11 protein-coding genes are annotated in these 11,281 nt (G+C 70.2%); 7 read left to right on the top strand and 4 right to left on the bottom strand.

Features of this window, described 5'->3' with window-relative positions:
• A partial coding sequence (locus tag DPA01S_RS14900; RefSeq protein ID WP_501161679.1) for a DUF3109 family protein occupies positions 1-415 on the bottom strand: 415 nt, incomplete at its 3' end.
• Positions 416-448: 33 nt separating this feature from the next.
• On the opposite strand from DPA01S_RS14900, the gene DPA01S_RS14905 reads away from it, so the two are divergent.
• Both DPA01S_RS14905 and DPA01S_RS14910 read left to right on the top strand, forming a co-directional pair.
• Positions 449-1,396, top strand: a complete 948-nt coding sequence (locus DPA01S_RS14905; RefSeq protein ID WP_198150823.1) for a Ppx/GppA family phosphatase — start codon at positions 449-451, stop codon at positions 1,394-1,396.
• 2 nt (positions 1,397-1,398) lie between these two features.
• Complete coding sequence (locus DPA01S_RS14910; protein WP_061917555.1) at positions 1,399-3,360, top strand: Rv0497 family membrane protein; 1,962 nt, start codon at positions 1,399-1,401, stop codon at positions 3,358-3,360.
• Between the two features lie 368 nt (positions 3,361-3,728).
• Here DPA01S_RS14910 and DPA01S_RS14915 read toward each other — a convergent pair whose 3' ends face one another.
• Entirely contained in the window at positions 3,729-5,255 is a 1,527-nt protein-coding gene (locus DPA01S_RS14915) for an IS1634 family transposase (protein ID WP_438941127.1), read from the bottom strand.
• A 395-nt stretch (positions 5,256-5,650) separates the two neighbouring features.
• Here DPA01S_RS14915 and proC point away from each other — a divergent pair, with 395 nt between their 5' ends.
• The 5 genes from proC (at position 5,651) to DPA01S_RS14935 (ending at position 9,911) form a co-directional block, all read left to right on the top strand.
• On the top strand, positions 5,651-6,490 hold the full coding sequence (proC, locus tag DPA01S_RS14920) for a pyrroline-5-carboxylate reductase (RefSeq protein WP_061917565.1): 840 nt from the start codon (positions 5,651-5,653) through the stop codon (positions 6,488-6,490).
• A 285-nt stretch (positions 6,491-6,775) separates the two neighbouring features.
• Positions 6,776-6,997 (top strand): helix-turn-helix domain-containing protein, encoded by a 222-nt coding sequence (locus tag DPA01S_RS14925; protein ID WP_007630344.1) that lies wholly within the window; start codon positions 6,776-6,778, stop codon positions 6,995-6,997.
• 179 nt (positions 6,998-7,176) lie between these two features.
• Positions 7,177-7,278 carry a 30S ribosomal protein bS22 gene (locus DPA01S_RS16550; RefSeq protein WP_003855542.1) on the top strand — a complete coding sequence of 34 codons (102 nt, stop codon included), beginning with the start codon at positions 7,177-7,179 and terminating at the stop codon, positions 7,276-7,278.
• Between the two features lie 336 nt (positions 7,279-7,614).
• Entirely contained in the window at positions 7,615-8,781 is a 1,167-nt protein-coding gene (locus DPA01S_RS14930; protein WP_061227986.1) for an NAD-dependent epimerase/dehydratase family protein, read from the top strand.
• Positions 8,778-9,911 carry a lysophospholipid acyltransferase family protein gene (locus DPA01S_RS14935; protein ID WP_061227987.1) on the top strand — a complete coding sequence of 378 codons (1,134 nt, stop codon included), beginning with the start codon at positions 8,778-8,780 and terminating at the stop codon, positions 9,909-9,911. Before DPA01S_RS14930 ends, DPA01S_RS14935 begins: the two co-directional genes overlap by 4 nt.
• Before the next feature lie 12 nt (positions 9,912-9,923).
• Here DPA01S_RS14935 and DPA01S_RS17490 read toward each other — a convergent pair whose 3' ends face one another.
• Positions 9,924-10,049, bottom strand: a complete 126-nt coding sequence (locus DPA01S_RS17490; RefSeq protein WP_269747527.1) for a hypothetical protein — start codon at positions 10,047-10,049, stop codon at positions 9,924-9,926.
• Between the two features lie 359 nt (positions 10,050-10,408).
• On the bottom strand, positions 10,409-11,218 hold the full coding sequence (locus tag DPA01S_RS16860) for a hypothetical protein (RefSeq protein WP_157076983.1): 810 nt from the start codon (positions 11,216-11,218) through the stop codon (positions 10,409-10,411).
• Between the last annotated feature and the right edge of the window lie 63 nt (positions 11,219-11,281).

Consider the following 11,281-nt stretch of genomic DNA (forward strand, 5'->3'; position numbering starts at 1 on the left):
GGCGTGTCCTGAGCGCAAGCTCCATCTCGCCGTCGTCGCCGGTCAGCTCGTCCTCCTCCAGCCACGACTCGAGGACGGTTCCCTCCTCGGACGCGGCGCGCTCGGCGGCCTCGCGGTGCTGCCATTCCTCGGGCCGGAGCAGGGCGACGTTGGCCCGCAGGCGGCGCCGGTCGGAGTCGTCGGCGAGGAACGCGCCGTGCGTGCAGCACCCGGAGTCGGGCTGGCCCGCCTCGATACCGTGGCAGGCGGGGGTGCCGAAGACGCACGTCCACGAGGACAGCAGCCAGGTCATGTCGGCGGAGATGAGGTGTTCGTCGTTCGCCGGGTCGGGGAAGGTGTACCACTCGCGGGGGAAGTCCAGGGGAACCTCGGGCAGAGGGGTACCCGGGTTCGAGGGGCGGTCGGTGGCGGTCACAACCTGCGACCGTAGACCGTTTAGGGTGGTCGTGTGAGATTAGGTGTCCTGGACGTGGGCAGTAACACGGTCCACTTCGTGGTGGTCGATGCCCACCGGGGTGGTCACCCGACCCCGATGAACGACTCCAAGACCCGGTTGCGGCTGATCGAGTACCTGGACGAGGACAACAACATCTCCCGCACCGGCATCGCCCGGCTGATCGACGCGGTCAACGAGGCCGCCGAACTCGCGCGCGCCACCAAGTGCCGTGAGGTCATGGCGCTGGCCACCTCGGCCGTGCGCGACGCGGCCAACTCCGACGAGGTGCTGGAGAAGGTCACGCGGGAGACCGGGATCGAGCTGCGCGTGCTGTCCGGTGAGGACGAGGCACGGATGACGTTCCTCGCCGCCCGCCGCTGGTACGGGTGGAGCGCGGGGCGGATCGTCAACCTCGACATCGGTGGAGGCTCGCTGGAGATGACCAGCGGGGAGGACGAGCTGCCGGAGCAGGCGTACAGCCTGCAGCTCGGCGCGGGCCGCCTCACGCACGACTGGTTCAAGACCGATCCGCCCGAGCGCAAGCGCATCAACCAGCTGCGCGACTACATCGACGCCGAGCTCGACGGACCCGCCCGGGCGATCCGGGCCGCCGGAGAGCCCGATCTGGCGTGCGCCACCTCCAAGACGTTCCGGATGCTGGCCCGGCTCACGGGTGCGGCGCCGTCGTCGGAGGGGCCGCGCGTGGAGCGGATCCTCACGGCGGCGGGTCTGCGGCAGGTGATCGCGTTCATCTCCCGCATGACGGCCGCGGACAGGGCAGAGTTGGAAGGGATCAGCTCCGACCGCTCGCATCAGGTGGTGGCGGGGGCGCTGGTGGCGGAGGCGGCGATGCGTGCGCTGGGATTGGAAAGTGTGAAAATCTGTCCGTGGGCCCTGCGAGAGGGGCTGATCCTGCAGCGTCTCGACCGGGACGTGGGCGGCGACGGGAAGGGGAGCTGACGATGGCCGAGGATGCTGAGGGCCAGCAGATCACCGTGGCGGAGCTGCTCAAGCGCATGGGCGCAGAGCAGCAGGCCGCGCCGGGCGGGCGTCGACGTCGCCGTGCCGAGGAGGGGGGCGTCAGCGTCTCCGAGCTCACCGGTGAGATCCCGCGCATCACCGACGACACCGTACTGAGCAGCCGCGCCGCCCGCCGCCGGGCCCGCGAGGCCGAGGAAGCTGCCGGTGGTGGCGAGTCGGGTGCCGGTCAGGTCGTAGCCGGGTCGGGGGCCGGGGAGACCGGCTCGGACGGTCCGGCCGGCGCACCGGAGGGTGCGGGCGGTTCGGCCGGCGCACCGGAGGGCGCGCGCGGTCCGGCGGGCGGTTCGGCGGGCGCGGGGAAGACCCCGGGGGCGACGACGACGAGCCCCACCGCCCCCCGATCCCCGCGATCCGCGGCGCCCGCGTCAGGGCCGTCGTCGGCGAGCGGCGGGACCACGACGTCCGCGCCCGCCGGGTTGGTTGGCCGGACGGAGCGGGCCGGGCAGGGGCAGGGCGCGTCGTCGGGGCCGCAGCAGCCCACCACGCAGAAGCCGGCCGCGCCCCGGTCGGAGGAGGCGCAGTCCCCGTCGGCGCAGGCTCCGGCCGCGCAGACCCCGTCTGCGGCCCCGACCCCGCCTCCGTCCGCCGACGCCGGCGAGCCCCAGAAGAAGGGCGGCCTGCGCGGGCTGTTCGGCCGCAAGCGGAAGGATCCGGAGCAGTCCGAGTTCGACGCCCCGGCCGGCCGTCCGGCCCCCGCCGGCCGTTCCGATCGCGAACAGGCCGCCGAGTCCGCGGAGCCCGCCGTTCCCGCCACCGGCCCGCTCGCCGACTCCGCCCCCGGCGGCACGGTCGGTAGCGCGGGCGTCACGGCGGTGGGCGCCGCCGGCGCGGCACCCGCTCCCGGCGAGACCGGTGCGTCCGGGTCGACGACTCCCGGCGCCCGAGCGGACGCGGTCACCACTCCGCAGCCTGCGGTTCCCGCCCCCGGTAAGCGCGCGGCCGGCACGCCCGCGGAGCCCGCCGCCGGTAAGCCCGCGGCTGACAAGACTGCTGCCGCCGGCACGGCTGCATCGGCGAAGTCCGCCGCCGACTTGACCGCGTCCGCCGGGCCCTGGACCGGCGTCACCTCCGGCGCCAGCACACCCGTGGCCGGCAGGTCCGGGGCCGTCAAGGCTCCTGCCGCCGGTGCTACGGCCTCCGCTGCCTCCACGGCGTCCAGCGCCGAGTCCGGCGAGGCCGCGGCCGACAAGACTGCAGCCACCACGGACGCGCAGCGCGGTGGGGCCGCGACCGATAAGCCCGGCGACGCCGGCTTGTCCGCCTCCACGACGTCTCCGGGCGCGGCGACCACTCCGGGGGAGGCCCCCGAGTGGGGTGTGCCCTCGGGCAGTGGCTCGACCGCCCACCGCGCTCCCGAGGCCCCCGCCGCCGGGACCGACGCCGCCGGGACCGACGCTGCCGCGACCGGCTCCGCGAAGACCGACTCCGACGGGCGCGATGGCGTCCTCGGCGCGGCGACCGCTGCTGCCGCGGGCGGTGCCGGCGTGGCAGGGATGACCGCGGCCGCTATCGGCGCGGGAACCGCCGATGCCCGCCCCAGGACCGACGAGCGCGCGGGCGAGCACCAGGACCCGCAGTACCGCGACTTCGAGTACACGCCCGGAGGTGCCGACGCGGAGCGGTCGCCGGCGTCGCAGTGGCTGATCCTCGTCGCGCAGGTGCTGGCCTCGGCGGTCGCAGGTGCGGCGCTGTTCATCGGGTTCCAGTTGCTGTGGAACAACCTCACGTGGGTGGCGCTCGCGCTGGCGATCGTGGTGATCGTCGGGCTCGTCGCCATGGTCCGCGTGCTACGGCGCTCGAACGACACGGTGAGCATCGCGCTGGCGGTGATCGTCGGCCTCGGAGTGACCTGCGGCCCGCTATTACTGAGGCTGGTCACCTAGGGCCTCCGCCCGCCCGGCCGCCGGCCCGACTCCGCCCGCACCTGAAGGAGGTGCGGGCGGAGTCGTTCTTCGGCCCTCGCCCCGCGGACTCTCCGGCGAGCCCGCAACTCACTTCTCGGCTCGCGCGCCACCCATCGGCTCGCGGAACACCCATCGGCTCGCGCGCCACCCATCGGCTCGCGCGCCACCCATCGGCTCGCGCGCCACCTATCGGATCACGGGCCACCTACGGGGCCCCGCGGGTGCAGTGGGATCCGATAGGTGGCGGGCGTGTCGGGCGGGCCCGGCGCGGTCGGCCCGCCTCTCAGACCGCGAAATGCCCCGCGGAGAGCCATGCGCCCCACGGTCGGACCTGAGTTCCACAACTTTTAGTGACCCGCGTTTATCGCATCGATGAGTTTGCGGGCGTCCTCGTTGATGCTCGGCTCCACGACCATCTCGTGGTCGCCGATGGCGACCACGATCGTGCGCAGGGGTTCGAGGGTGCTGACGATCTTCTTGATCGATACGCCGGTGATGTTCTGCAGGTAGCGGGCGACCGCCAGAGCGGCGAACACCACGGTCAAGTGGGCCTCGATGGAATCCCTGGTCCGGTGGAAGACCGGTCTTGCCTTGAGGTCGGACTTGGCCATCCGGAACGATTGCTCGACCTTCCACAGGTCGTGGTACGACGCCACCACGGCGTGGCCATCCATGATCGTCGGGTCGATATTGGTGACGTACCCCTTGTAGCCCGCGGACTGGCGGGCGCGTTCGATCGAGGCCTCGTCCAAGGTGACGTTCTGACCGGTTACCTTGACGAACCGCTGCTTTTTCAAGGGCTCAGCCCGGTCGGCCACCCGCTGGGCACGGTCGATCTGAGCGTTGAGCGTGCGGCGATCCCGCTGGGCGCGCTCCCACTTGTAATGCCAGACCACTCTGCGGTCGCGCCGGTCGCGGCCTTGCCCCATCGGGCGGGTCAGCTCCACGGTCTCGCCGTCGTCGATGGCGTTGCCGCGGCGACCGAAGTGCTCCTCGAGCTCCTTGGGCGCTTTGGAGGTGCGGGAGCCGACGATGAACGACAGACCTGCGTCTTCGAGGGCATTGAGGTTGGCCGCCGAGAGCATCCCCGCATCCGCCACGACGACCATGTCCGTGATTGCGTGCCGCTCCTGGAAGGCGGTGATCACCGGGATCAAGGTCTTGGTCTCTGCCTTGTTGCCCTCGAAAACGTGCACGTCCAGCGGGAATCCGTCCCGGGCGACCAGCAGGCCGACGGTGATTTGCGGATCGACGCGGCGTTCCTTACTCATGCCGACTTTGCGCAGGCCGTCTTCTTTCTCGGCCTCGAAGTACAGGGTGGTCAGGTCATACAGCACCAAGGCGACGCCGGGGCCGCCGGCGGCCGTGACGTGGCGCCAACAAGCGGCCGCGATGAGTGTGCGGTAGTCGCGAGCAACCACCCGACCTAGACAGTTGTAAAGCGTGTTGACGTGCGGAGGATCTAGACCAAGGCTCCCGAGCACCCGTACCGAATCGAGTTTGCTCGTCGGCTCGACCAGACGGGCCAGTACCAGGTCGCGGAACACCGAATCGGCCACCACGCCCAACCCCAGGCGCTCGTAGCTGCCAGCCAAGCCCTGCCACAAGATTCGTGACGACGACCGTTTGACTACCGCTGCCGAGCTGGCGGGCAGATCGATCACCGCCGATGCTCGGTCGTCTAGTCCGAGATCGAGTTCGTGCTGGTCAGCATTGATTCGTTGCTTGGCGATCTCGATCAATGCCGCAAGCTCGCCGGGCGTGTGGGCGGAGCCGATGTGCGCGATCATCTGGCGCCGACCGCGGATCTTCTCCCAGATCTGCACGCCGATGGCCCCGGAGGCGGTCTTGGACTGCACCACGTACAAATCCACCACCTCCAAATTCCGCTCGTTTAGTGACCCGCGCGCCACATGCTCAAACTCGTGACCTGCAGCGATCCTAACGAAGCGGCCAGGAACGACGTCAACTTGTGGAACTCAGGTCGGAGGCGAGGGGCCGCCCGGATCGCGTCGACATGCACCTCGGATCGCGATACGCGCTTCCGATTACGACGTGCGCTGTGGGTTCCTGGGGCGAATCGCAATCCGAGGAGCGGATCGGCATGCGAGGAGCGGATCGGCATGCGAGGGGCGGGTCCGGCGCGAATGCATGGCGGGCCGGCCGGGGCGCGAGCCGACCGGGGAGTAGCAGTCGGCGTCCGGCCGGTCCACACGAGCACGCAGCCAGCCGCCGGGAGCGGGCGGCCGAGTGTGGCACTGTAATGAGCATGACGAGAATCGCAGTGGTCGGCGGCGGACGCATCGGAGAGGCCCTCATCGCGGGACTCCGCGAGTCGGGTACCGAGCCGTCGGACATCGTGGCGGTCGAGGCCGTGCAGGCCCGCGCCGACGAGCTGGCCAAGAAGTACAACATCCTCACCACCAGCCTCGACATCGGTTGTGAAGGCGCAGATGTGATCGTCGTGGCGGTCAAGCCGCAGGACGTGCCCGCGGTGGTCGACCGGATCGGCGACGCCATCTCCGACAGCGTCCACGAGTCGATCGTCGTCTCGCTCGCGGCGGGCGTACCCACGCAGGTGCTCGAGAACAAGCTCAGTGCCGGCTCGCCCGTCCTGCGGGTCATGCCCAATACGGCCATGCTCGTGGGGCACGGCGTCTCCGCGGTCTGCAAGGGCCGCTACGCGCGCGACGAGCATCTCGAGCAGGTGATCACGATCATGGAGAGCGTGGGCCTCGTCGTCGTCGTCTCCGAAGCCCAGATGGACGCCGTCACCGCCATCTCCGGCTCCGGCCCCGCCTACTTCTTCCTCCTCACCGAGGCGATGATCGACGCCGGCGTCGAACGGGGCCTGCCGCGCGACGTCGCGGTCAAACTCGCCACCGGCACGGCACTCGGCGCGGGCGCGATGCTCACCGGCGGCGGCGGGGGACCCGCCGAGTTGCGCTATAACGTGAGCTCCCCGGGCGGCACCACCGCGGCCGCGATCCGCACGCTCGAGGCCCGCGGACTGCGCGCGGCCGTGGCGGACGCGGTGGAGGCGGCGACGGATCGGTCGCGCGCCCTGGCGCAGGCGGCCACCTCCGACGACGACGACGAGAACGACTGACCGCGCGCGGCCCGCCCGTCGCCGATGCGGCAGGACGGGCCGCGCGTGCGCTTACCGAACCGACCCGCCGGGGCTGAGATCTCAGCCACCCGGCGGGTCGCGCATTTAGCACAACCCCAGCTCAGGACGGGTGAAGGCAGGATTCCGCGGCGTGTCGCAGAAGTAAATCACCCACTCCCGTCGCATTGATCACACCATTCACGCTAGGCTCATCCCCAGCACGTGCGTGTCCGTACCGCAGGAGGGGAAGCCTGCGGCACGACGCGTGCCACGAAGGGTTGTGAGATGGCGACTTCCGACAAGACCGATGGCGGCTCGCAGGCGGCGGGGGGTTCTCAGTTCCTCACCGTTGCGGAGGTCGCCGCGCTGATGCGCGTGTCGAAGATGACGGTCTACCGACTCGTCCACTCGGGCGAGCTCCCCGCGGTGCGGGTGGGTCGGTCGTTCCGCGTGCACTCCAAGGCCGTGCACGAGTACCTCGACACCTCGTACTTCTCCGCGGGCTGACGCGCACGGGGTGTGAGCCGCCGGCCCGTTTTTTCCGCGCCGGGGCGGGCAGGTAGTCTGGACGGGTTCCGTCCCGGCTCCCGAGCCCCGATCGGACGCCGGAGCGTAGTAAGACCCGTGGCAGTACGGCCGGTGACAACGGCCCCAGACCAGTAGTCGACAGGTAGGTGACCCCCGATATGGGTTCTGTGATCAAGAAGCGCCGCAAGCGTATGTCCAAGAAGAAGCACCGCAAGATGCTCCGTCGGACCCGCGTGCAGCGTCGCAAGCTCGGTAAGTGAGTCTCGCGGCGCCCCGATAGCGCCCGGACTCACGCCTGTAGCGGATGCCCGTCACCAGCAGCGGTGGCGGGCATCGGTGTATTTCGGGGGAGCGGTCGGCAGGCGCTGTCGGTTCTGCGGGCCGGGTCGCGCGTCAACCGCAGCCGCTCCTCGCCATGGCGTCTCGCTCGCGCGGCTGCACGCGATTCCCGCAGCCGCTCCTCGCCACGGCGTCTCGCCCTCCCCGCGGGGCGCGCCAGACGCCATCGTCGCGCGCGGCTGTCACTGCGGGAATCGAACCCGGCGGCGTGGCGACTGCGCACATGGGAGACCGGACCCGCGGCTAGACTCAGCCGGGTGAACACCGAAGCGCCAACCAGTCGATCGGCCCGCGCCGTCGCGGTCGTCGGCGGCAGTCGGTATCTCGGCGCGCACCTGGTGGGCATGCTGTTGCGCAACGACTCCGTCGAACGCGTGCTGGCGATCGACTCGGTCAAACCGTCGCCGCAACACCGCAGGCGCATGCGCGACGCCGAGTTCGTGCGCCTCGACCCCCAGTCGCCGCGTCTGCAGGGGATCCTGCGCGAGGCGGACATCGACACGGTCGTCCACGCCGGCCTGCACCACACCGACTTCGCCCCCGGTGGTCGCGCAGCCGTCAAGGAGTCCAACATCATGGGCTCGATGCACGTGATCGCCGCCTGTCGCCGGGCCGCCACGGTCAAGCGGTTCGTGCTCATCTCCTCGACGTCCGTATACGGCTCCTCGGGGGTCGACCCGGCGATGTTCAGTGAGGACATGGCCGCGCGCCGCCACGCCGGCGGCGGGATCCCGGTCGACCACCTGTCGGTGGAGGGCTACGTGCGGGGCATGTCCCGTAAGCGCCCGGACATCGCCGTCACCATCCTGCGCATCCCCGCGATCCTCGGCCTGCCCGAGCCCACCGTGGTCGGCGAGCTGCTGCTGCCGTCGGTGGCGCCCGTGTTGGCCGGGTATGACCCGCGCATCCAGCTGCTGCACCCGCAGGACGCCCTCGACGCGCTGCTGCACGCCACGCTCGGCGCGACGCCCGGCACGTACAACATCGCCGCGGACGGGGTGCTCACCCTGACCCAGGCCATCCGGCGCGCCGGGCACATCCCGCTTCCGGTGATGCCGGCGACGTTCAAACTCGCGGCGAGGCTGCTGTCGAGCCAGGGACTGCGGGACATCGGCACGTCGCAGCTGCGCTACCTGCGGTACGGCCGGACGATGGACACCACCCGCATGCGCACCGAGTTCGGTTTCACCCCGCGCTTCTCCACCGAGGAGGCGCTACATGCATACCTGGTGGACTCCGGTGCGGAGCCCCTGGTCACCCGCGAGGCGGTCGAACGCAAAGTCGCCAAGGTCGCCTCGCTGCTCCCGGGGCCGGTGGCGACACGGCTGCGCGCGGGAGTGGACACCACCCTCGACGAGCTCGAGGCGATCGGCGCTCTGTCAGAACCACTCGAGCCCGACCGCATCGAGGAGGAGGCGCAGTGAAGGGCCCGGAATTCGACCTGAGCCAACCCCTCGGCGGACCCCGCTGGGGCGAGGGCCGCCGAGACGCCCGCAGTGACCGGATGGTGGGGGAGGGCTTCCTCGGGGACACCACCGGCAGCGACGCCGCCGCCACGGAGATCGGTCGGATCGTCGACCGCTTCCTGACCTCCATGCGGTCCTCGATCGGGCAGGTCGTGGACGTCCTGCCGCTCGACGCCGAGGTGCTGGCGCCCGTGCGGGACCTCGCCCGCACCGTCGACACGATGCTCGCGACCGGCGATGTCAGCGCACTGACCGGCCTGGCCGACGCCGTCAACGCCGCCGGTGAACTGCTCGCCACCCGCATCACCGGCGGGTACGAGGTCGACGAGTTCGGGTTCGACGAGCATTTCCACACCCACGTGTGGCTGCCCCTGTGGCGGCCGTTGTTCGAGCACTGGTTCCGCGTCGAGGTGATCGGCGCCGAGAACATCCCCGCGGAGGGGGCCGGGCTGATCGTGTCCAACCACGCCGGGGTCCTGCCGATCGACGGGATGATGACCACGGTCGCGGTCCACGACCACGCAGGCCGCGCCCTGCGCCTGCTGGCCGCCGACCTGGCGATGACCCTGCCGGTGTCCGCGCCGCTCGCCCGGCGGGCCGGGGCGACCCTCGCCTGCGCCGCCGACGCCGAACGACTGCTTGAGGCCGGTCACGTCGTGGCGGTGTGGCCCGAGGGGTTCAAGGGTCTCGGCAAGCCGTTCGCCGACCGTTACCGCCTGCAGCGCTTCGGCCGCGGCGGGTTCGTCGCGACCGCGCTGGCCGCCGGGGCGCCGATCATCCCCTGCTCGGTGGTCGGCTCCGAGGAGATCTACCCCAAGATCGGCGAGATCCCCGCGCTCGCCCGCCTGCTGGGCCTGCCGTACATGCCGGTGACGCCCGCGTTCCCGCTGCTGGGCGCCCTCGGTGGGATCCCGCTGCCCACCAAGTGGACGATGGAGTTCGGCGAGCCCATCGAGACTTCCCACCTGGGACCCGACGCCGCCGACGACCCGATGGTGGTCTTCGAGATCACCGACCAGGTGCGCGAGACCATCCAGAACACGCTGTTCCGCAATCTCGCGCGGCGCGGGAGCGTGTTCTTCGGCTGACGCCGGGGGGGCTCAGAACATCCGGCGCAGTGAGCCCGTCGCGCGCACGCCGTACGACGACCGCGCCGCCGCCCGCGCACCCGCCAGCCCGCCGACCGCCAGCACGCCCGGCATCGCCTTCTTGGCCGCCTTGCGCACCGTGCGGAAGTCCTTGATGTTCCACCGCCCGGTGGGTATTCCCTGGTGAGCGGAGGTTTCTCGGGAGCCGGGGAGGGCTCGTGTCAGAAGCGTGTCACTCCTGCTCTGCTCGCAGTCGGGCGTTGTGTTCGTGTCGGCGTGTCACCCACCGCCCGTAATTCTCCCGAGCCTGGTCCTGACAGGGGTCACAGACATCGGGACCCAACCAGAACCTCTGAGGGAGGTCGGCGGGGTAGTCGTCCCCACACAGAGGGCACGTCTTGGTCTGCTCGGTCATCGGCAGGACACTACGCCGGTCCTAAGGCAGACGTCAGCCCCCGCCACTGAGGACGGGGGCCTGGTCTGTCAGAGGTTGTCGGTCACAGCTCCGATGCGAAGATGTAGTCGCGCTCGACGTCGACTTCGGCCTTGCTCTTGGCCTGGAGGTTGACGTCGATCTTGTCGGTGAACCATCGAAGGTTGATGGAAAAGTGCCGGTGGGTGATGTTCTCGACCTCCTTGGCGACCTTGCACCGTCCCTGGTTCTTCTCGAAGAGCTCCCGGATGATCGCTGCCGCCCTCTGGGGTCCGTAGTCCGCCTGGAACCTCCTCATCGTGGCGACACCTTGAGGTCCCCCCGGGCTGACCTCGATCCCGTTGATCTCGCGCTGGAAGGTCTCGATGTAGTCGAGGAGCTCCTCTGGACTCATTCGCTCCAAGGACTTTCCACTATGGGCAGGATCATCCGTCAGGACGATGCCTGACCCCTCTGGCTGCGCCTGCTTGCCCCTCTTGGCCTGGATGTGGGCCAACTGCTCATGGACGGTCCTCGGACGTCCCAGGGGCTCGCTGGGAGTCCCGTTGGTCTCGGGAGTGGGCACCTTTGCTGCCACGTCAACTTTCGCGGAACCCTTGTTGAGAGCGGAGAGGCGGGGAGCGAGGGTGGCGGGGTCGAAGCGGGGGTCCGAGAGGATCGGGGAGCCCTTGGGCTCCTGTCCTTCGCCTCTGGTTTTTTCCTCTGTCTCGGTCGCTGAGGGAGACCCGCCCGGAGGGCGGGTGGTCTCTCTCTTCTCTGGTCTAATCTGGTCTTCTCTTCTCTTCTCTAGGGTCGTTACAGCCTCCCGTCCCTGCTGGTCAGAGCCTTTTTGGCCGTTCAAGTGGGCTCCACTTGGAGCTGAGTTGGGCTCCACTTGGGCTCCACTTGGAGCTGAGTTGGGCTCCACTTGGGCTCCACTTGGAGCTGAGTTGGTCTC

The organism is Dietzia papillomatosis NBRC 105045 (genome assembly GCF_001570845.1).
Classification (GTDB): domain Bacteria; phylum Actinomycetota; class Actinomycetes; order Mycobacteriales; family Mycobacteriaceae; genus Dietzia; species Dietzia cinnamea.

What these genes read in the sequence shown, in the direction of transcription:
- DPA01S_RS14910 (WP_061917555.1), top strand. Translation starts at nt 1,399, where the DNA reads ATGGCCGAGGATGCTGAGGGCCAGCAGATCACCGTGGCGGAGCTGCTC.
- proC (WP_061917565.1), top strand. Translation starts at nt 5,651, where the DNA reads ATGACGAGAATCGCAGTGGTCGGCGGCGGACGCATCGGAGAGGCCCTC.
- DPA01S_RS14925 (WP_007630344.1), top strand. Translation starts at nt 6,776, where the DNA reads ATGGCGACTTCCGACAAGACCGATGGCGGCTCGCAGGCGGCGGGGGGT.
- DPA01S_RS16550 (WP_003855542.1), top strand. Translation starts at nt 7,177, where the DNA reads ATGGGTTCTGTGATCAAGAAGCGCCGCAAGCGTATGTCCAAGAAGAAG.